Annotated in this window: 14 protein-coding genes and 2 riboswitches; of the genes, 5 read left to right on the top strand and 9 right to left on the bottom strand. The window is 61.1% G+C overall.

Annotated elements, in window-relative coordinates; translation table 11 throughout:
• Positions 1-77: 77 nt before the first annotated feature.
• Positions 78-2,294 (bottom strand): DUF4082 domain-containing protein, encoded by a 2,217-nt coding sequence (locus JFN93_RS22905; protein ID WP_199386709.1) that lies wholly within the window; start codon positions 2,292-2,294, stop codon positions 78-80.
• Between the two features lie 145 nt (positions 2,295-2,439).
• Positions 2,440-2,516, bottom strand: a riboswitch (cyclic di-GMP riboswitch).
• Between the two features lie 476 nt (positions 2,517-2,992).
• On the opposite strand from JFN93_RS22905, the gene JFN93_RS22900 reads away from it, so the two are divergent.
• Together JFN93_RS22900 and JFN93_RS22895 are read left to right on the top strand one after the other, a co-directional pair.
• Positions 2,993-3,928 (top strand): hypothetical protein, encoded by a 936-nt coding sequence (locus JFN93_RS22900; protein ID WP_199386708.1) that lies wholly within the window; start codon positions 2,993-2,995, stop codon positions 3,926-3,928.
• Between the two features lie 416 nt (positions 3,929-4,344).
• Positions 4,345-5,307 (top strand): hypothetical protein, encoded by a 963-nt coding sequence (locus JFN93_RS22895; RefSeq protein ID WP_199386707.1) that lies wholly within the window; start codon positions 4,345-4,347, stop codon positions 5,305-5,307.
• A 279-nt stretch (positions 5,308-5,586) separates the two neighbouring features.
• Here JFN93_RS22895 and JFN93_RS22890 read toward each other — a convergent pair whose 3' ends face one another.
• The 8 genes from JFN93_RS22890 to JFN93_RS22855 form a co-directional block, all read right to left on the bottom strand.
• On the bottom strand, positions 5,587-6,531 hold the full coding sequence (locus JFN93_RS22890; RefSeq protein WP_199386706.1) for a hypothetical protein: 945 nt from the start codon (positions 6,529-6,531) through the stop codon (positions 5,587-5,589).
• Between the two features lie 110 nt (positions 6,532-6,641).
• A riboswitch (cyclic di-GMP riboswitch) is annotated at positions 6,642-6,720 on the bottom strand.
• A gap of 121 nt (positions 6,721-6,841) precedes the next feature.
• Positions 6,842-7,963 carry a glycosyltransferase family 2 protein gene (locus tag JFN93_RS22885; protein ID WP_199386705.1) on the bottom strand — a complete coding sequence of 374 codons (1,122 nt, stop codon included), beginning with the start codon at positions 7,961-7,963 and terminating at the stop codon, positions 6,842-6,844.
• Positions 7,964-7,982: 19 nt separating this feature from the next.
• Positions 7,983-9,869, bottom strand: a complete 1,887-nt coding sequence (asnB, locus tag JFN93_RS22880; RefSeq protein WP_199386704.1) for an asparagine synthase (glutamine-hydrolyzing) — start codon at positions 9,867-9,869, stop codon at positions 7,983-7,985.
• 49 nt (positions 9,870-9,918) lie between these two features.
• Complete coding sequence (locus JFN93_RS22875) at positions 9,919-10,953, bottom strand: glycosyltransferase family protein (protein ID WP_199386703.1); 1,035 nt, start codon at positions 10,951-10,953, stop codon at positions 9,919-9,921.
• Positions 10,954-11,423: 470 nt separating this feature from the next.
• Positions 11,424-13,280 carry a DUF4082 domain-containing protein gene (locus JFN93_RS22870; protein WP_199386702.1) on the bottom strand — a complete coding sequence of 619 codons (1,857 nt, stop codon included), beginning with the start codon at positions 13,278-13,280 and terminating at the stop codon, positions 11,424-11,426.
• A 699-nt stretch (positions 13,281-13,979) separates the two neighbouring features.
• Positions 13,980-14,705, bottom strand: a complete 726-nt coding sequence (locus tag JFN93_RS22865; protein ID WP_199386701.1) for an SDR family NAD(P)-dependent oxidoreductase — start codon at positions 14,703-14,705, stop codon at positions 13,980-13,982.
• Complete coding sequence (locus tag JFN93_RS22860; protein ID WP_199386700.1) at positions 14,693-16,036, bottom strand: ANL family adenylate-forming protein; 1,344 nt, start codon at positions 16,034-16,036, stop codon at positions 14,693-14,695. Before JFN93_RS22860 ends, JFN93_RS22865 begins: the two co-directional genes overlap by 13 nt.
• Positions 16,037-16,056: 20 nt before the next feature.
• Positions 16,057-16,311 (bottom strand): hypothetical protein, encoded by a 255-nt coding sequence (locus JFN93_RS22855; RefSeq protein ID WP_199386699.1) that lies wholly within the window; start codon positions 16,309-16,311, stop codon positions 16,057-16,059.
• A 261-nt stretch (positions 16,312-16,572) separates the two neighbouring features.
• Between JFN93_RS22855 and JFN93_RS22850 the strand changes: the two genes are divergently transcribed.
• The 3 genes from JFN93_RS22850 (at position 16,573) to JFN93_RS22840 (ending at position 19,696) form a co-directional block, all read left to right on the top strand.
• Positions 16,573-17,517: a hypothetical protein gene (locus tag JFN93_RS22850; protein ID WP_199386698.1), complete on the top strand. Its 945-nt coding sequence runs from the start codon at positions 16,573-16,575 to the stop codon at positions 17,515-17,517.
• Between the two features lie 12 nt (positions 17,518-17,529).
• Positions 17,530-18,552 (top strand): polysaccharide deacetylase family protein, encoded by a 1,023-nt coding sequence (locus tag JFN93_RS22845; protein ID WP_199386697.1) that lies wholly within the window; start codon positions 17,530-17,532, stop codon positions 18,550-18,552.
• Between the two features lie 88 nt (positions 18,553-18,640).
• The gene (locus JFN93_RS22840) at positions 18,641-19,696 is read left to right on the top strand and encodes a glycosyltransferase family 2 protein (RefSeq protein WP_199386696.1); all 1,056 of its coding nucleotides are present in this window, start codon (positions 18,641-18,643) and stop codon (positions 19,694-19,696) included.
• The last annotated feature ends 221 nt before the right edge of the window (positions 19,697-19,917 follow it).

The following is a 19,917-nucleotide window of genomic DNA, read 5'->3' as shown; positions in this document are numbered from 1 at the left end:
GGCCGCTGCGGGCGGAGGGGAACCCCCGGCGTGGGGGCACAAACCGCGCCGGGAGAACCGATCCGCCGTTTTGCGGGTTACTGGTGAAACACCACGTCCACGTAGTAGTTCGAGGCGTTGAACCCCAGGCTCGGGAAGATGGTGCTGGAGCCGTAGTTGTAGACCCCGTTGTACCCGGAGGTCCCGTCGGCCAGGGCATGGAGCGGCGCCACGTCGCGGGTCTTGCCGGAGAAGTAGTTCAGGTCGTCGCTGTAATGACCGGCCGGAGCGTGATAGGACGCGACGTAGACGGTGCCGGCGCTGATCGCGACCGGGGTGGAGAAGTTCAGCTGCTGCCAACCGGAGGCGGTCTCGCCGCTGAAGGTGCCGGTGGCAAGCTTGGTGCCGCTTGCGCTCCAGAGGGTGCCGGTATGGGTCCCGGTGTTGGTGCTCGCCTTGTAGAAGCGGATCCCGGTGATGTAGCCGTTCACGTCGGACTTGAACTTCATGCCCAGTTCGACCGAGCTGTCCGGACCGGAGTCGCCGGTAGCCGGGGTGACGCCGGAGAAGAGCGAGACGTTGGTCGCGGTCGGGGTGGAAGAGGTCACGGTGAGCGAGGTGCTCCCGGTGATCCCGCTCACGTTCGCGGTCACGGTCGCCGTCCCGGCGCTGACGCCAGCGCCGACGCCTGCCGTGCTGACGGTGGCCACGGCGGTGTTGGAAGAGGACCAGGTGGCCGAGGTGGTCAGGTTCTTGGTGCTGCCGTCCGAGTAGGTGCCGGTGGCGGTGTACTGGACGGTTGCGCCGGCGGTGACGGACTGGTTGGCCGGGCTCACCGCGAGCGAGGTCAGGGTGGCCGGCGGCGGGGTAGTGGTAGTGGATCCGCTGCTGAAGACCACGTCAACCCAGTAGTTGCAGCTGTTGTACCCCTGGTTCGGGAACGCCGGGGTGGAGCCGTAGCTGAAGCAGCCGTTGTACCCGGAAACTCCGTTCGCCAGGGCGTGCAGCGGCGCGTTGTCGTAACCGGCGCTGGCGAAGTAGTTGAGGTCGCCGGCATAGTGGCCGGCCGGGCAGTGGTAGGAGGCGACGTAGACCGTCCCCGCGGTCACCGCGACCGGGGTGGAGAAGTTCACCTGCTGCCAGCCCGAGGCGGTCTCGCCGCTGAAGGTGGCGGTGGCGAGCTTGGTCCCGGTCGCGCTCCAGAGGGTGCCGGTGTGGGTACCGGTGTTGGTGCTTGCCTTGTAGAAGCGGATGCCGCTGATGGTGCCGTTGGTATCGGCCTTGAATTTGACCCCGAGTTCGACGGAGCTGTCCGCGCCGGAGTCGGCCTGCTTGGGAACCGCACTGCTCGGCCAGATGGTATAGGTGCTGCCGGTGGTCGGCGGCGGAGTCGTGACCGTCGAGTTGGAGGTGGTGACCGAAATCGAGTTGCTGGTGCCGACGTTGCCCGCCGCATCGTACGCCTTGGCGGTCAGGGTGTAGCTCCCGTTCGCCACGGTGGAGGTGTTCCAGCTGTAGCTGTAAGGGGCGACGTTGGTGGCGCCGAGCAGGGCGCCGTTCGCGTAGAACTCCACCTTGGTGACGCCGATGTTGTCCGAGGCGGTCGCCGAGAGGGTGGTGGTGCCGGTCAGGGTGGCCCCGGAGGCCGGGGCGGAAAGCGAGACGGTCGGCGCGGTGGTGTCTTTTACGACCGATACCGAGACGGCGCTCGAGGTGCCGACGTTGCCCGCCGCGTCATAGGCCTTCGCCGTCAGCGTGTAGGTCCCTGCCGCCAGGTTGGAGGTGTTCCAGGAATACAGATACGGGGTTGCGGTGTCGGTTGCGGCCAGGGTACCGTTCACGTAGAACTCGACCTTGGTGACCCCGATGTTGTCGGTGGCGTTAGCGGTGACCGACATGGTCCCGGTGGCCGTTGCACCGTTGGCCGGAGCGGTGATCGAGACGGTCGGCGCGACCGACTCCGGGATCAGCACGACGTTGGAATACGCGCTCTCGCCGGCGGAGTTGAAGGCGGTAACGGCGGCGTAGTAGTTGTGGGCCGGATCGAGACCGCTTAGGGTCGTGCTGGTAACATTGCCGAGGGTGATGGGCGAAGCGCCCTGTGCCGCCCCCGTCCCTTTGAAAGGCTGCGTCGAGGAGTCGGGCTGGTAATAAAGCTTGTAACCGGTGGCGCCTGCCGAAGCGCTCCAACTGAAGGTAGCGCTGGTTGCGGCAAGGCACTGCCCCGCCAGGGAGACCGTCGAGACGACGGCCACCGCCGCGAGTAATCCGGATAACCAACTGCGCCAACTTCTTCGTTTTCTTTCTATGTGCATTCGTTTTCTCTCCTGTGTTTGCCAGAGACCTTCCCAGGGGGTGGCTGGGGGGATCTGGTGCTGGAAAAAAAGCCGGGCAGTTTCCACTACCCGGCTTCTGAAGGGGCGAAAAAGAGAAGCCGGGCGCTGGTACCTGTTTCGGTATTTCGGCGACCCGGCTGTCTCAGTAAGACCCTTTAGGCTTTCCGTCCCACCCTCGCGGATGGTTTAGTATTTTCGTGTACCCCTGAATTTCGGTTTTCACCTTTATATCCCAACTCCCCTCCGGATTATGTGATCCACATCACCTTATGGCGAGGAACCGGACCTCTCGCCCGCCATGGCAAAATCGGGTCCCAGGTTTCGCAACGGACTCGAGTCGGTGGCAGATCCGCTCTGGATGCGGATTCGCTCCGGGGATGGCCGTTTTGCCAACGGCTCAATTCCACACTAAGTTTTGGTTTGGTGATCTGCGTCACAGGCAGGAACGACCTTTTCGGCGCATATATGGGCAACGAAAAAAACACGGTTCGTTTCAGAAGGGGCGAGAGACGAGCAATTGAAGAGGGAAGTTTCACCCTCAGCAGGACCCGATACCCAACCGGCAGTGGCTTTGCGGTTAACCACTGCAGCAAGGGCTGGCCCACGGCCGATCGGCCGTGACGAGACTGCGTCGATGCGGTTCCATGGCTGCTGCCGGTTCCAAGTTAAGGAGACTTATGAAACTCAAACTGAAGATAATTTTTGCCGCGGCGCTGGTTTTCGGCTGCAGCGGCTACGCGTCCGCCGCGGTTTCGCTTCCGTGGCAAACAACCTTCAACTGCGCCGATTGGACCCAAACCATCAACCCGGGTACGGACCCCGTTTGCGACGGGCTAACCCGCGAGGGCGATTGGGGCCCCCCGACCTTGACCGAGCAGATCACCTCCACGGCGAACAATCCGAACGGCGGTGGGGGGAAAGGGCAACGCCACTGGCTTCAAGGTCAAGGGACGGGTACCTGTACTCAAGTCGATGGGAACTCTGGAGGGACGCGGATCGATTTCACCACCGGGTCCACCGAGATGTGGGTGCGGTTTTACCTCAGGTTCCAAGCGGGGTTCAACTGGACCGACTATGAGGGGTATAAGCTGATCTACTTCAACCACGACGGCTATCAAAACTTCAATTACTTCCAGATCGGCGAGTGGGGTCCCGAAGGGTATCTGGACTACGTCCCCCAGTTCGGATCCCCGAATCAACCGGCACACGACCAGGCCACCGTCGGTTACGTTACCACGTACGGCCAACCGGCCAGGGGTGACTGGCACTGCATCGAGCTGCACATCAAGTCGGAATCGGGACCCGGGGTTACCGACGGCGTCGCCCAGATCTGGGTTGATGGCATCCTCAAAGGCGACCACCACAACGTAGACCACGGCTTTAAATCGAACGGGTGGACCATCTCCGGGTTCGTGATCGGCTCCAACATCAAGTGCATCAACGGCACCACCCCCCAGTACACCGATTACGACGATATTTCCGTAACCGCGACGACACCGGCGAACCGGGATGCCGCCGGCAATCCGATGATCGGACCGATCGGCTGGAACGGTTCGGGAGGAGCCACGTTGTCTGCTCCTTCGGGCCTGGCGGTCAAAGGGGTCACTCCGTAGCTGTTACCGGGTCCTGCGGGGCACCGTTGACGCAAACGACCGAAAGCCCTCCACCTTGCACAGGTGGAGGGCTTTTTTTGTGCCCCTGCGCCGAACGCCGGGGAGCCTGCCGTTTGGTCCCACGCGGCGCAGCACGAGCACCCCTCTCCGCCCTTGGCGAGGGGGCCGCGGGGATTGGAAGGGGGGCCATCCGGCAAACTGTGCCGGCAGATGACCGATGCTCAGCACCTGCGGTGCCCTCGTCCATGGGGCAGGCAACTTCTTGGCATCCCGTTCCACCGGCACCAACCGGCAAACCGGCGGAGCCCAAGGTTTCCAGGCCCGCGGCAGCTATTGACGCCGATCCGGAACGTGATAAAACCCCTATGCTCGTTGGTTGACCACGTTTCGCGGTACGGCTCGACAGGGTGACGGTCATGAACTTATCAGCTATCCAATGCTGTGTTTCCGCCTCGTTCGGCGCCGTGGCCCGGGAGGGAGAAGCCCGGCTGGAACGGCACCTGGTGCTGCTCCCAGCACCCGCGCGGGGCCGGGTCGTGAAGGAGATAGAGCACTTCGTGAGGCTCCTGGACGAAACGCCGGGGTTGCCGTACTGGTTGCTTCCGCCGGAGGCGATCGCGGCCTGGCGCGAGGAGGTTGCCACGGTGGGGAACGAGCCCGCCTTGGCCGCCATTCTCCTTGACCTCCTCCTGGCGGCCCTTCCGTCGAAAGCTGCCCAGGTGGTAATCCCGGCCGGATTCGTGCAGCCTTTCCTGGAACAGTTTCAGCGGATCCTCGCCGCCCTGCAGGACGGACCGGTCGGGGCCATGACCCTCAACAATGACCTTTTCCTGAAGGACCTCGCCATCTGCCGCCTCCAAATCTTCCCCGGGAGGGCTGCCCTCATCGACAGGCACTCCGGCATCCCCCGCTCTCTTGCGTTCACGGGCGGGGGAGGGCAGCTGTGGAAACTGCTCCGGCATGCCATCTGCCACGGCGGCAGGTTTTCCCCCTGTTTCGAGCTGCATATGCATACCCCCCTTTTGAAAGAGTTCCATGAAGCGGGGTGGCAATCCTGTTACGGGCTGGCCGCCGAACTTTTGCGGAACTACCCGCGTCATCTCGCCGTAATCGGAAGCAGCTGGTTCTACGACCCGAGGGTGGAGGCCATATCTCCCCACCTTGCCTATCTGCGCCGGCATCCCCTGGAGGGAGGCGCATATTTCCTCCGGGTCGGCAGCAGTCAGGCGGATGTTGACCTGGCGACCAGGCATGACTTCGGCGGCCAAAGATTGAAGCTCTATCGGGAAGGGAAGTTCCAGCCGACAAAATACATGCTGGTTTGGCCGCGGGCGCAGCTGATTGGCTGGTCCCGGGGCAGGCCAGCCCCCCTTTCCTGACCCTGCCGACGAAACAAAAAAGCTCCAGACCTCACGGCTGGAGCTTTTTTCGTCGGTGCCCGATACGACCGGGCGAAGGGGGGGGCGGCGTTGATCGACCTCGGAGGGAAGGGGAGCCGGGTGTCGTCGGTAGCTTGCATCAAGCAAACGGAGCCGGGAATGCGGGCCGGGACGGGGGAGTCCGTCGGTTGGCCCGAAGGGGTGAAGACGGAAAAAGCTCCAGACCACGCCGGGTGATCTGGAGCTTTTTCGTGCCTTTAAGCTTAGAGGACCGTTTTGTTACTTGTAGGTGGTGGAGAGACCTGCCGGTGCGGAGGGGGCCGCGTTCCCCGGTTTGGTCGGCTGAATGGTCAACTCGTCGATCCACATGCTTTGCGCGATTGGCGAGCCGTCGCCGATGTAGGGAGCGAGGACGAATTCCGCCCATTTTTTCGTCGCGTCCTGAGCCGTCCGGTACAGGATGTTGGCCTGGTTGATGACCGGAGTGCCGTCGATCCACTCCTGCATGATGCCGTCGTTATTGCCCTTGCCGTTGGTGACAGAGTTCATCGCCATATAGACTTCCACGTGGTGCCATCCCCCGGTGGGGACGGTCGCGCTGGACAGCCAGATGTTGGAGCTGTAGTAAGGGTTGTCCGCGAAGCAGGTCTGCCCGTTTACGCCGCTGTAAACCGGAGTGTTGCAGTAGTTCACACTCCGGTTCTCGGTGGTTGCGCTCAGGTTGTTCGGCGGGGTGCCATAGGAGGTGTTCACCCGTTTCTCGTCCTGGAGCGCGATCTGCGGGTGAACGCCGTACGGGTTGCCGATGTCGGAGAGGAACTCGACGTAGGTCTGCAGGTAGTTGTTCGCCAGCGGGCTGTAGTGGTTGGCGTTGTAGTCAAGGTCGGAAAGGATGTACATCAAGTGGGGGTGGTAGGTTTTCTGGGAACCCTGCCACCCGCTTTGGAATTTGACGTAAAAGGAAAGATAGAGCGTGTCGGTAGGGGTGATCGCCAACCGCGACGAGGCGCCATTGGTAGGGGTGACCGCCCCGGCGGCCCAGTTCCATTGGAGGCAGTTCCCTGACTGCCCACCACTGACGATGGTTCCCTGGTTGGTGTTGTCATACCACCCCCGGGACGCGAAGCTGTTGTTCTCAAAGCTTTCGGTGAAAGCGTGAGAGGTGACCGGTAACAATAAGGGAAACAGTGCAAGGATTAAAGCTAACTTAGTCGGTGATCTCATGAATAATCTCCTCTTTTGAAAGTTTGCCTGCGGGGGGCGACGATCCTGCAAACGCCGCTTTCCCGGGGCCCAGATAAAAACAAAGCCGGACGCGTGATACCTGGTGGTATTTCGGCGACCCGGCTGTCTTGAGGCAAGACCCTTTAGGCTTTCCGTCCCATCCTCGCGGATGGTTTAGTATTGTCGTCTACGCAGATAAGTTTTCCCTTTTTATACCCCAACCACCAGATATTTTTTGTGATTGTGGTCACCAATCCGGTGCCCGCCCCTCTCCGGTGGCCGCTATCTTCGGTGCCAAGCCCCGCGCTCCTCATCGTTCCGGCTTCCAAAGGACGTCGTTTTTCCGCTGAATCCAGCGGCCCCAACCGATCGCCTGGGCCCAAAAGGTCAGCAGCAGGAAGGAGCAAAGTCTGGTCAGCCTCCCCCCGCGCATGGTGAGCAGCCCGGCAATCCCCATCCCGACGAAGAAGGCCAGTACGGCGGCGAAAAAGGCGTAGAAAAGGGAGGTGAAGGCGAGATAAAGAGCGGTGGCGAAGACACCGAGGCTCCAGAAGGGGGCCAGAAACCGCAGGACTTTGTGCGACCAGAGGAAAAAGGCGAAGCTCCGGTAGCGAAGGGGATTGAGCATGGTTCGGTTCCGGGCGATGGCCCCGAGGGTTCGGTTGGTGATCCGCGTCTGGCGGCGGAACTCCTTGCCTCCGTCGGAGGCCGGCGGCTCCAGGCAGAACAGTTCCGGGTCCAAGACCACCCGCTTCCTTTGGGCGATGACGTTGAGCGGGATGACGAAGTCGTTGATGTCGTAATCCTTCAGGGGCTGGTAGAGTCCCTTCCTGATCCCGAAAATCGCTCCGTCGGCGCCCACGCAGGAGGAGATCAGGCTCTCGGCATACTTCACGCTCCGCTCCAGGCCGGCATACAGGCTGGATGTCTCCTCGTCGCCGCTTTTCTTCCGGTACTTGGTCCACCCGGTCGCCAGCCCCACCTCGGGGTCGGCGAAGTTGCGGACCAGCTTCCGGATGGCATCGGGCGGGAACATGGCATTGGCGTCGCTGAAGACGATGACCTCCCCGGTGAGGTGCGGGATGACCTGGTTCAGGCAGGCCGTCTTCCCTTTGCGCTCGGTGAAAAGGTAGCGCGAGACCCGCGGGTCCTCGAAGGAGTCGGCAATCCGGTTGGTCCGGTCGGTGGAGCCGTCGGAGACGATGGCGATCTCGATGAGCTCCCGCGGGTAGTCGAGCTTCAGGGCGTTGTGGATCTTGTCGGCGATGACCGCTTCCTCGTTGTAGAAGGAGACGATCATGGAGACCTTCGGCAGCATCTCCCCCTGGGTCCATCCCTTGCCGGCGGTCAGGCCGACCAGTTGGACCAGGAACGGGAAGATCAGGTACGGGTAGGCGGCCAGGAAAAAAAGGACGAAAAGCAGGTCTTCCATGGGGACCCCCTTGCCGGCGTTACAGGTAGAGGTTGTGCCAGGTCTGAAAGACCAGCATCGACCAGATCAGCGTGTCGTGGATCTCGCGGCCGGAGAAATGCTCGTCGAGGATCGCCCGCACCGTCGCCGGATTCAAAAGGCCGTGCCGGCGCAGGTTCGGCTCGGAGAGGGTCTCCAGGACGAACGGCTTGAGGTCGGTTTTCAGCCAGCTCGTCATCGGGCCGACGAAGCCCTGCTTGCGGTGCGTGATCACCTCGGCGGGGAGGTATTCCCGGGCCGCCGACCGCATGATGTACTTCTTTTTCAACCAGCGGATCTTCAGCTCCGGCGGAATGGTGGCGCAGAACTCGAAGAAGGGATGGTCCAGGAACGGGACCCGCACCTCGAGCGCGTGCTGCATGCTCATCCGGTCGGTGACCGCCAGGATGTCCTCGGGGAGGTAGGTCATCGTGTCGCAATACATGGCCCGGCTGAACGACTCCGGGCCGTCGGCGACGTTGCCGTTGTTGAAGTGATCGAGGAAGAAGCGCCGGGCCGGTTCGGCGTGGCGGCTGAAGAAATCGGGCTCGGCGAAGAAGCTTCCCTGCAGCCCCGGTCTCATCTTGTGCACGTAGCCGAGGTAACGGTCGTCCGGTGGCAGCAGGGCCGCCCGCACGAAGCGCTTCATATGGTTGACGGTGTAGTGTCCGTTGGCCTGCTCGGAAAGCCGCTCCACCAGGGGCGCCAGGAGGTTGCGCAGGGCGAAGTCGGGGAGCCGGCTGAACCACCCGCTCAGGGCGAAGCCGAGGTAGCGTTCGTAGCCGGCGAAGACCTCGTCTCCCCCCAGACCGGAAAGGGCGACGGTGACCTCCTCGCGGGCGGTCTTGCAGACGAACCAGGTGGGGATGGCGGAGTCGTCGGCAAACGGCTCGTCGAAGGCCCGTACCATGGTCTCGATGAGCCCGTCGAACCGGGGGATGATCTCAAACTCCCGGTGCTTGGTCCGGTAACGCTGGGCGACCTGCCGGGCGTAGCCGCGCTCGTCCAGGTACCCTCCGACGTCGCCGCCAAAACCCATGCAGAAGGTGTTCACCGGCTCCTCGGAAAACCCGCTCATCAGCGCCACGACCAGGCTGGAATCCATCCCGCCGCTCAAAAAGGCCCCGAGCGGAACCTCGCTCACCAAGTGGCTCCCCACCGCCTCGCGCAGATGCTCCATCATCTTCTCGATGAAGTATTCCTCGCTCTTGCCGTGGTCCGGGACGACCTTGAGCTCCCAGTACTTGCGGATTCTAAAGGTGCCGTCGCGCCAGGTGAGGGAGTGGCCCGGCAGGAGCTTGCGGATGTGCCGGAAGATGGTCATCTGGCCGGGGATGTAGGAGAAGCTGAAATAGGCGGCGAGCCCCTCGTGGTCCATTTCCCTCGGGAAGGCGGGATCCACGAGGAGCGCCTTCATCTCGGAGGCGAAGCCGAAGCCGCCGGTGTAGGTGCCGTAGAAGAGCGGCTTGATGCCAAAGCGATCCCGGCTCAAAAAGAGGGTGCGGGTGGAGCTGTCCCAGATGGCGAAGGCGAACATTCCCCGCAACATTTCCACGCAGGACTCCCCCCACTGCTCGTAGGCGTGGAGGATGGTCTCGGTATCGCCGTTGGTGGTGAAGACGTGTCCCAGGGCGATCAGACGGCGCCGCAACTCGGCGAAGTTGTAGATCTCCCCGTTGAAGACGATGCACTTGGTGCGGTCTTCGTTGTAGATCGGTTGCCGGCTCCCGGCGACATCGATGATGCTCAGCCGGCGGTGTCCCATGCCGATCTCCCCGTCCAGGTGGTATCCGGCATCGTCCGGCCCCCGGTGGGCCAGCGTGTCGGTAGCCTTTACCAGCGCCGCCTGGTTCATTCGTGGAGAAACCATCCCAAAGATTCCGCACATGGCGGACCTCCTTTGCCTCAAGTCGGTTGTTGGTGGCCGGATGCGCCGGTCACTGCCGGGACGGCGCGAAGACTTCTTCGGCTTCATCCACCCCAAGTTTTCGCAGGATTGAGAGCTTCCTTGCCTGCTGGTGTTGCTGGATCTCCGCTTTCCAAACGGCGATCGCCTTTTCTAGCTCGTCGCGCCGGCGGTAGGCGGTTTTGATCGCCTCGGCAATTTCCCGTTCGTCGTGCCGGGTGAAGATGGTCCCTTGGGTGAAGAAGGCCCTCAAGGCGGCGGTGTCCGAGGTGACCAGAGGTTTTCCCGCCGCCATCGCCTCGTAGGCACCGCATACCAGACACCCCTCGTAATTGGTCAGGTCCAGGACCACCGCGCAGTAGAACAGTTCCGCATAGTAATCGGCCTTGGGGAGGTAGCCCAAAAAGGTGAGCTCGGGGAAATCCCTCGGGTCGATGCCGCCCTTTCGGTAGTTCCCGGTCACGAGCATCCGGAAACCATCGGGAAAGAGGCGTCTGGCAGCAGCGAAAGCGACGGCCAACGGTTCATCGGTATCGAAGGAACAGATGAAGAGAACCCGCGGCACCGAATCCGGCTCGCGTCGGACGCGGTAGGCCTCGATCTCCGGGAGCGGGTCTTCGCAGATGACGGCCTTGCCGCCGATCGCCTCGACATGCTGCTTATGCTCCGCGTTCGTTACCACCACCAGGTCGACCATCTGGTTGCATGTATCCAGCAGCCGCTGGTAGGCCCTGCTTCGGACCGATCTGACCCCGACGTAGTGCGCATCGCTCACCAAGGTAAATCCGAACAGGGGCCGGAGCACCAGCAGGAGAAGTATCAGCACGATGGACGGGTTTTGGGCGAAAACCACCGCCGGCTGCTCCTGCTTGAGCACCGCGACGGTCCGCCAGCCGCAGCGCAGGTAGCGGGCCAGCCGGTTGCCATGGTCGGTAATGACGAACAGCCGGGCGTTGAGCACGCGGGACATCGATTCGTTTCGGACCTGGTTCTCCCAGGTGATCCAGACGAGGCCGCCTGGTCCGGTGTGACTTCTCTTGGCTTTGGTCTCCGCTTGCTCCAGCACCGTTTCCTCCCGCACCTTGGTGCTTGTCCCCCCCGGTCCCGCCCGATACCACCGGTCCTCGTACCCAGGATCATGCCGGCCCCGTTTGATTGGCGTTTCGCGCGCGGATGGGGCGACGAAATGCATCCGTTGTAGATAACACAGAGCATCGGATGATCAACGTTCGCTAATGTTAACAGGTATATTTTTCTGCTCTAATTTAATCGGTCCGGAGCAGGGAATTTCTTGGGCGAGCATGTGCCTTCTGGCCGCGGTTGCCGACCGCGGAAAAGAAAAGGGATGGGGCAGTTGCCCCATCCCTACATTTTGTGGCCGGAGGCCCCGGTGGGGTCCCATCGTCAGAGCAGCAGCTGCGGCCGGAATCGCGGCGCGTGGAGTTATCGGAGCCGAGGTCCGTTTGATCACCCCGATCAAGGCTCGATTCGGTGCCGCAATTGCTCAATATGTTGCACGTTGGGCCTGGTGCTGCTTCATGGCCCCAGGTTGTACGCGCTGCTCCTCGCCAGGCGGTTATTGGTTACGAAGAGGTAGTAAGGCCCAGATCCGAGGCCGGTGAAATCGGCCTTGAACTGGACCGAGCCATCGCTGAGATAGACCGGTTCCTGGTATTTCACCGTTCCGGCGCCATAGGTCGGGTTGTCGCTGATCTCGATGGTGGAGGCGGGATGGATCCGGAAGCGTGACAGGGTGAAGCCGTCGATCCAGGCGGTCACCGGATAGTTGGAGACGCAGGCGTTGATGATCCCCAGCTCGTAGTACATCGGGGATCCGGTCTGGGTGAAGGGAACCGAGAGGATCTGCTGGTTGTCGACCCAGACGGTATAGGTGTCGGCGGACTGTTCGACCTCGACCAGGTACCAACGGTCGTTTTGGAAGGTACCGCCGGGGTTGGCGGCCCAGGTGCCGTTGCCGTTAAGCGTTGCGACCCAATAGCTCGGAACCGTGCCGTCAGTAGCCGGTTGGATGTAGGCGAGACTTGCGTTCGTCTGGGCACCGAACAGTTTGAGATGGTTGTCGGGCCAAGTCTTCTTGTCTCCGTCCACCGGGACGCTGTACCTGACGTAGCCCCGCATGAAGTACGTATTGCGGATCAAGGGGGCACTGCCGCCGTTACCGACGTTGGGAACACAGGTGGTGGCGGAAGGGATGTAGAACTTGGCACTCTGATTACCTAAAAGCTTCACGCTCGTGTCGTAGGTTGCGCCGGGATCGCCGGTTCCCGAGACGTAACGGTCCGAAAAGAAGTCGGAACCTTCAAAACTGTAGGCGGTCCCGTGGAAAAACGAGTGCCAGTCGACCTTGTTGTCCTGGACCAGGTTGGAGCCGGTGATGGTGAGGATCTGACCCGTGCTGACGGTGCCGCTTACCCCGCTGATGGAAGGGGATGGGGTTGCGGATCGGGGAGAAAATACCACGTCTACCCAGTAGTTGGAGCTATGCCAACTGCTCGCAGGGAAGGTGCTTGATGAACCGTAGGCAAAGAGCCCGTTGGGGGGGCCGCCTCCGGGCGCGTTCAGTGGCGCAGCATCTACTCCGGAGGATTCGAAGTAGTACTGGTCGTCACTGTAGTGCCCGACGCTCGTGTGGTAGGAGACGACGTAAGGAGTATCGGCGGTTATGGCGACGGGGGAGGCGAATTGGACCTCCTGCCACCCCGATTCCGTCTCGTTGCTGAACGTCGCACTGGCCAGAAGTTGCCCGGAACCGTTCCAAAGATTGCCGACATGGGTTCCGGTATTGGCCGTGGCCTTGTAAAAGCGGACCCCCGTCACGTAGCCGCCCGTGGTGGAACTGAATCTGACCCCCAGCTCGACCGGATCGTCCGGACCGGAATCGATGACCCCGGGAACGGTGGTCGGCGACCAGAGGTTGGTGGAAAAGACGACGTCGACCCAATAGTTCGAGCTGTTGAACCCGGTGGTCGGGAACGTGCTGGAAGAACCGTAGGCATAGACTCCGTTAGGAGCCGAGGCCTGGTTGGCTGGGGCATGCAGGGGATAGGTATCTACCCCTTCGGTTTCAAAGTAATGCTGGTCGCAACTGTAGTGGCCGTTATCGGTATGGTACGACGCCACGTACCCGGCCCCGGCAGTTATTGGGACCGGTGCGGAGAAATTCAGCTGTTGCCATCCGGTGGCGGTCTCATTGGTGAAAGTTCCCGTTGCGAGCCTCGTTCCGTCTGCCCTCCAGAGATTGCCGACGTGGGTCCCGGTATTGGTGGCCTCCTTGTAGAAGCGGATCCCGGTGATATAGCCGTTGACATCACTGGAAAACCTGACCCCTACTTCCAGCGCGCTGTCTGGCCCTGCGTCGGTCGTGTCTGGCACGGCCGCGTCGCTCCAGATACTCGCACCGAATGCACTGCCACAACAAATTGCCATCAGAAGGGAGATCATTGCTACCAGAAGTTGACATCTTTGTTTTCGATTCATCTCTTCCTCCACTCGTAGAAAACGGGGACCGACCATTTACGGTGTGAACTCGCTGGTTCACGGAAACATCGGAATCACCTCCCTTGTCTGGAGGCCGTCATGGTGTCCCAGGTCGTGCGGCCTCCAACATCGTAAACTGCGGACGGGCAAACGCGTGAGGCTAAGAGCAACTTTTGGCTCGCGACGGATGGGGGGGCTCGCACGGAGCGGTCCGGCTAACTAGATGCTGCTTTCCGAGAAAGAACCGGATGAGTTAATACTTCGAAGTGAAAACCGTGAAAAATTGAAGCGGTCGAGGAATTAGAAAAAGAAATTGAAGATTTAGGTAATCCAGTCCATCTGTGCTTTGATGCCTGAACCCAAGATCGGTGAATAAGATTGAATGTTTATGAAATTCAGGCGATGTAAGGGAGACAAAGATCTGATGCGTGACGTAATACAGATCAGTAACTGCATCAATGTATCGCATCTTTGGAAGGATGTATGGCAAGTTAGGGGAAAATAAGGTTAATGCTATCGGCTTTGACTGTAATTAGACATGATTAACTGTGCTCTACGGCGAGATCCTTCCCCGGCCCTCTCTGGCTGCCGACTTCACGCGGTGCTTCCGGCATCGATGGTGACCACCGATCCGGTGACCGCCCCTCCTTTTTCTCCCATCAAATAAGCTGCCGCCGCGGCAACGTCCTTTACCGTCACCAAGCGCCCCAAGGGGGTCCGCCGCACCACCGAGTCGAGTTTTTCCCCCTGCAACGAGGAGGTCATCTCGGTTGCCATAAACCCCGGGGCGATGGCGTTCACCGTGATGCCGGCCTTTCCTACCTCGCGGGCCAGCGATTTCGTGAAACCGACCAGGGCCGCCTTGGTGGCTGCATAGACGGAGAGACCGCTGAAACCGGTACTGGCGATGATGGACGAAATGTTGATGACCCGGCCGCGCCGCCGGGTCATCATCTGGCGCACCGCATATTTGGTCAGGAGGATCGGCGCCAGCACGTTCACCGCGACGAGCTGCTGGATCTCCCGTTCGTGCTGCGTTCCCAATACCCCATCCAGGCCCAAAGCCGCATTGTTGACCAGCCCGTAGGGTGCCGCCGAGTATCTCTGGCACAAGCCGGTAACGAGGTCGTGGATGGCGTCGGTTTGAGAAAGGTCGAAGCGCTCGAACTTGAGGCGCCCGGCGCTGTGGTCCAGCTCCGCCTGTAACTCCGGGGAAAGGGCGCGACCGATTGCCACGACCTGGTACCCCTCCGCGATCAACTCCTTGCAGATGGCCAGCCCCAACCCGCGCGTCCCACCGGTTACCATTACCCAGTCCATTGCGGCCTCCTGGTGATCTTCCCGCTTTCGTTGACCGTCAGATCATCAACAAGGGTCACCCGTGCCGGGACCTTGTACAGGTCGAGCCGCTCGCGGCAGAAGAAACGGAGCTCCTTCTCGATCTCCGTCGCTACCGTATGATGCCCGGGTTTCAGCGCGACTTCCGCCACCACGATCTGCCCCGAAATCGGGTTGCGGGCCCCGTGTGCCGAGGCCAGTAAAACGGCGGGGTGGGCCAGGAGCACCTGCTCCACCTCTTCCGGGGAGACCTTGTTTCCCCCGACGTTGATCGTTCCGTTCATCCTGCCGAGGAAACGGACGCGGTCACTGTCAACCAACACCAAGTCTCCGGTGTTGATGTACCCTTCCTCGTCGACCTCCACGATGCCGCATGTCGGAGAGAGGGTCCGCCCCGGGATCTTGAGCCAGAGCGTCCCGTCGTGAATTTTCATCCTGACGTTCTCGATCCCATCAGCCAGCCAGGAGCAAGGGAAGCCGGAAAGACCGTCCTTCACGGTGAAGCCGACCCCGGTCTCGGTGGAAGCATAGATATGCACCACTCTCGCCTCGGGAAACCGGCTCTTCACGAGATCCAGCAGCGGCTGATCCACAATCTCCCCACCGACGGTGATCTGCTGCAAACGAAGCCTCTCGGATAAGGGGGTCATCAGGATCTTGCGCCAATGGGTCGGGGTGGCGGAGAGAGCGGTACAGCCACACTCGCTGAGGTAACGTACCTTCTCCGGAAAACTTGCCCCGGAAGGAGGGAAGAGGAGCACCCCACCTCCCAGAAGGCTTTGCAGAAAAACCTGCAAACCGGCAAAGCGGGTAATGCCATACATGAGCCCCCAGTGGTGGGGGAGACCAGCCGCGGGCGACTTCACGGTCCGCGAAAGCGAGGCGGAGTCATGCGGTATCAACCGGGGCGTCCGCGTCGTGCCTGAGGTAGGGATCATCCATTTCGTGACGGTCTCCGGAACCGCTGCCCCCTTTACGTGTGGGACAGGCGGGGAATCGTCCCCCGCGAAATCGGCGTCGGTCAGCACCCCATCGGGACCAAAACCGCTTTCCACCGCTGCGCAGTCGGACTCCGGGGTGCCGGGGTGGATCAGCAGCAGTTCGGCGCAGAAGCCATCCAGGGTTAGCAGTGCCCTGGCCGTCAGAAAATCGCTGTTGCAACGCAGCACCACTTTTCTTCCTTGCAGCCCGGCGTGGCGCGATCTTAAAGCGGTGACCAGCACCTCGATTTCGGGGGCGGATAGTATCTTCCCGTCCGGACCGATCCAGACCGGTATATCGACACGTCTGCTTTTCATTCTTTCCAAGAGCATGGTTGCTTCCTCACGGTGCTTCAAAGGTTCCCATCGGGCCGGTACCGCTCGTAAATCTGAACGAAGTCACCGAACGTTACCGGATAATAGGGTTGATCCATGAGTGAGAAAGGATCGTAGCCTAACTTTGTTTCCAGTTGGGCAACAAGAATGGCAAAACCGAGAGAATCCATGCCGGTTTCAAGCAAGACTGCTTCATCGGATAGTTCAGTACGAAGTGTCGCATTTGCTTGGCTCATGACGTCCATGAACTCCTTCAAGATAATTTCGCGCATCACCGAGTCTCCGCTCTTGGTTTTTTTGTTTTATCCAATGAAAAACTGCCTATGTACGGCTGGGAGATATGTAAATCTAAATCCTCGGATTGGCATGTCAAGTCCGGTGAGGCGCCACCTTTGGGCAGCGAGACTGCGCGTCGGAAGCGGGGCGGCGGGCATATCACGGGTTGACCCAGGGGGATCAGGTGGTAAATAATTCCGATTGGTCTGCTCTAATGCAGGGTCCGCACTGGGGAGACACGGAAAGGAGCCCGGATTATGACTTCTGGCACGCAACCCCGCTCACCATTTCCCTTCGATGCGATCGCGCGTCAGGGGAAAGAGCCCCTGCGGCAGCTGCTGGAGAAGCTCCCGGTGCCCCGGCGCGATGCCGTGCTGGAGGAAGTCGGCTGGGTGATCCGGCTCCTCGACGCTGCCTCGGGAGATCAGTATTTTCGGGTTCCGGTCGAAGCTTTGGGTTGGTGGCGCAAGGTGAAGCCTCAGGAGGAGAGGGAGCAATACCTTTGGGGAGCCATACTCCTGGCCCTCCTGATTCCCGAGCTCCCGGAACGATTTCTGGCGCATCCCCTGCCTGCACCTTGTCTGGAGGGGGTTCTCGAGCAGTTGCAGCGGATCGTGTCCGGTCTTACCGGCGACTCACCCCGGCCGATGTCCCTGGAACACGATCTTTTCCTTAAGGATCTCGGGATCTGTCGGCTGGAAATGGTACCCGGAGGGGCTGCTCTGATCGAAAAATACGCTGCGATTCCGAGATCTTTGGCCTTCCGGCACGGGTTGCGCCAGATGCTGCAGGTTACCAAAATGGCGCTGCAGCATCGGGGCCGTATCGCTCCCTATCTCGCCCTGCATCTTCATACGCCGATGCTGAGATCCTTCAATGAGTCCGGCTGGGAGCGCTGCTATCGACTTGCCGCCGAGCTTTTGTCCCTTCACCCCGAGTATCGCGGCCTGATCGGAAGCAGTTGGTTTTACGACCCGGCGGTAGAGAAGATAACTCCCACGCTGTCCTACCTGCGGCGTTTTCCCCTGCAGGGGGGAGCTTTTTTCCTACGGGTCGGTTCTTCTCCGGCCGACATTGACCTCGCCACCCGGCGGGACCTGTCCGGAAACCGGGTCAAGCTCTACCAGGAAGGGAAGTATTTGCCGACCAGCTACCTGCTGGTGTGGCCGCGCGCACAGCTTCTGTCCTGGGCGCAGCGCTGAGAGGAGAATTCCATGCCGAAAAAGGGTTTCTCGGCCCACCTGAGAAAGAGCGTCAAGCTCGCTTTGCTGTTTGCCCTGAAGCTCACCGGGCTCTTTTCCCTTTCGCGTTACCTGACCCGGACCGGGGTTCGGATTCTCGCCTATCACGGCGTCTGGTTGGGCGACGAAGGGTTTCCCGGGGACGGGATGTTTATGAATCGCGGCACCTTCGCCCGCAGATTCAAATACCTGCAGACGTGGAGGTATCCGGTCCTCGCCCTGGAGGAGGCGGTTGCCGGGCTGCGTGACGGGAAACTCCCCCCGTGCGCCGTGGTGATCACCATCGACGACGGTTGGTACAGTACCTATGAGGCCATGCTTCCCGTTCTGCAGGCTCACCGGATCCCGACCACCCTTTACTGCGATACGGCAAACCTGGTGCGGGAGCAGCCGGTGCCGCACGTGATGGCGCGTTACTTGAAGATGCTGGCGGAGTCCGGGTTGGTCGGCACCGTTCCCGTCGATGATCGGATCTACGCGGCAGCCGTCTCGTTGGAGGGTGAGTCTGAGGAACGCCTGGAAAGGGTGCGCCGGCTGGCGCAATCGCTCGGGATCGATTTTGCCCGGTATTTCGATAACAAGACCTTTCACTACATGTCGCGCGACCAACTTCGGGATGCCTTTGAGAAAGGAGTCGACATCCAACTCCATACCCATAATCACACCCTTCACGATTTCAGCGACACAGCAATGGGGTCTGAAGTTGCCGATAACCGACGGCATCTTGCCCGCCTGCTTCAGGTCGAAGGCGACCGGTTCGTCCACTTTTGTTTCCCCAGTGGCAAGTACACCCGTGATTCGCGCAGTACCCTGGAACGCCTTGGCATCGCCAGCTCCATGACCACTGACCTGGGGATAGCCTTCCCCGGAGACCACCACTTCCTGCCGAGAATCATGGATGGGGAGCACATGGCACTGCTGGAGCTGGAAGCGGAACTGTGCGGTATTTCGGCCTTGTTGCGCCGGGTGAAAATGCTGTTGTCGAGCTGGATGTAGCGGGACCGGGTGGCCCAACCTGAGGTGTCGCCGGTATGACCGCGGGAGTAAGTGCGATGGGCGACCGTGCCGAACAGGGGAAAAGTGGATGACGAGTATCGCTGGATCGGAATTTGCCGGCGCCGCGGGGGGCGGAAACGAAGCCGGGCGGGATCCGCTGGTTTCGGTAATCGTGCCGACCCGCGACCGTTCGTCCCTGCTGCGCCGCGCCCTGCAAAGCATCCGCAGCCAGGATCTGTCCGACTTCGAGGTGCTCGTCGTTGATGACGGGTCTTCCTGCGAGCACCGAGCCGCTCTGCAACAGTTGAGGGGAGAACTCGACGGGCGCTTCCGTTTCATGCTCTCCTCCCCGGAGGAGGTTGGCTGCTACGGTCCCGCCGAGAATCGCAACCGCGGCCTTACCATGGCCCGCGGGCGCTTCATTGCCTTTCTCGACGACGACGATCACTGGCTTGCGGCGGACCACCTCTCCGCGGGAGTGGCCCTCCTGGAACAGGAAGCTGCCGACTTCCTCTTCGGCACCTGGAGCACCGAGGCAGACGGCAACATCGTTATTCCCGACTGGAACGCAGCTGTCTCGCCCATCCTTTCCGGTCCCATCGTGTCGACGGCTCCACCGGTGCTGCGCCTGGGCCGTGCCCAGTTTTGTCGGGCGATGCGGCGACACCCCATCGCGCACCTGAACACCTGCATCGTCCGAGCTGACCTGGCGCGATCAGTAGGTGGCTTCTGGCGCCCGATCCACTACGCCGAGGATCTCCATTTTGCCTCCCGCATCGTGGACCGTGCCCGAGCCATTTTGTACCGTACCGATCCGGTCGGCGTCCTTGACGTATCTCCCCGCCCCCGCGCCTTTTCCGCCTATTCCGATTTGTCCAAGTGTCTGCTCAATGCCACGATGGCAGGACATCTCGCCTTGTACTCCGTCACGCCGGAATGCCGGGCCCTTTCCCGACACCTGCTCTCCTGGAGCTACAAGCGGATCTCCGATTCCCTTCGCGCCAGCGGCAACTATCCGGCGGCCCTGCAGTTCTCGCTTCAGTCCGTTGCTTCCCGCGTCTCGGTCTCTTCTGTCCAAAGCCTGATGCGCTCCCTCTGGGAGCTGCTCCGGCACCACGTTGCTCCCCCGACCGACTCCCCATAGAGCAACCCCGGATTCACGGGCAAAGTGGTGAGGTGTCTGGCCTTGTGGCACGCGCAGTAGGAATTCGGGTGCTACGAAGCCGAGATCCATTCTCAACTCTGCTCCTTGACTGCGTTTTGACGACTCTTCCAGCGCAATGTGAGCCATTAGAGCGGACATAGGCACGGGCGAATGAAGATGTTCACGTTGGAGATATGATTAGGTTTGATTAACGGTTTGGC

The sequence above is a fragment of the Geomesophilobacter sediminis genome (genome assembly GCF_016458275.1).
Lineage (GTDB): Bacteria > Desulfobacterota > Desulfuromonadia > Geobacterales > Geobacteraceae > Geomesophilobacter > Geomesophilobacter sediminis.
This window is presented reverse-complemented; position numbering and strand designations above follow the sequence as displayed.

Bases quoted from the DNA above. Each gene is read 5' to 3' on its own strand.
- JFN93_RS22890 (WP_199386706.1), bottom strand. From the start codon at position 6,531: ATGAGATCACCGACTAAGTTAGCTTTAATCCTTGCACTGTTTCCCTTA.
- JFN93_RS22885 (WP_199386705.1), bottom strand. From the start codon at position 7,963: ATGGAAGACCTGCTTTTCGTCCTTTTTTTCCTGGCCGCCTACCCGTAC.
- JFN93_RS22855 (WP_199386699.1), bottom strand. From the start codon at position 16,311: ATGCGCGAAATTATCTTGAAGGAGTTCATGGACGTCATGAGCCAAGCA.
- JFN93_RS22845 (WP_199386697.1), top strand. From the start codon at position 17,530: ATGCCGAAAAAGGGTTTCTCGGCCCACCTGAGAAAGAGCGTCAAGCTC.
- JFN93_RS22905 (WP_199386709.1), bottom strand. From the start codon at position 2,294: ATGCACATAGAAAGAAAACGAAGAAGTTGGCGCAGTTGGTTATCCGGA.
- JFN93_RS22895 (WP_199386707.1), top strand. From the start codon at position 4,345: ATGAACTTATCAGCTATCCAATGCTGTGTTTCCGCCTCGTTCGGCGCC.
- JFN93_RS22850 (WP_199386698.1), top strand. From the start codon at position 16,573: ATGACTTCTGGCACGCAACCCCGCTCACCATTTCCCTTCGATGCGATC.
- JFN93_RS22840 (WP_199386696.1), top strand. From the start codon at position 18,641: ATGACGAGTATCGCTGGATCGGAATTTGCCGGCGCCGCGGGGGGCGGA.
- JFN93_RS22860 (WP_199386700.1), bottom strand. From the start codon at position 16,036: ATGCTCTTGGAAAGAATGAAAAGCAGACGTGTCGATATACCGGTCTGG.
- asnB (WP_199386704.1), bottom strand. From the start codon at position 9,869: ATGTGCGGAATCTTTGGGATGGTTTCTCCACGAATGAACCAGGCGGCG.
- JFN93_RS22900 (WP_199386708.1), top strand. From the start codon at position 2,993: ATGAAACTCAAACTGAAGATAATTTTTGCCGCGGCGCTGGTTTTCGGC.
- JFN93_RS22865 (WP_199386701.1), bottom strand. From the start codon at position 14,705: ATGGACTGGGTAATGGTAACCGGTGGGACGCGCGGGTTGGGGCTGGCC.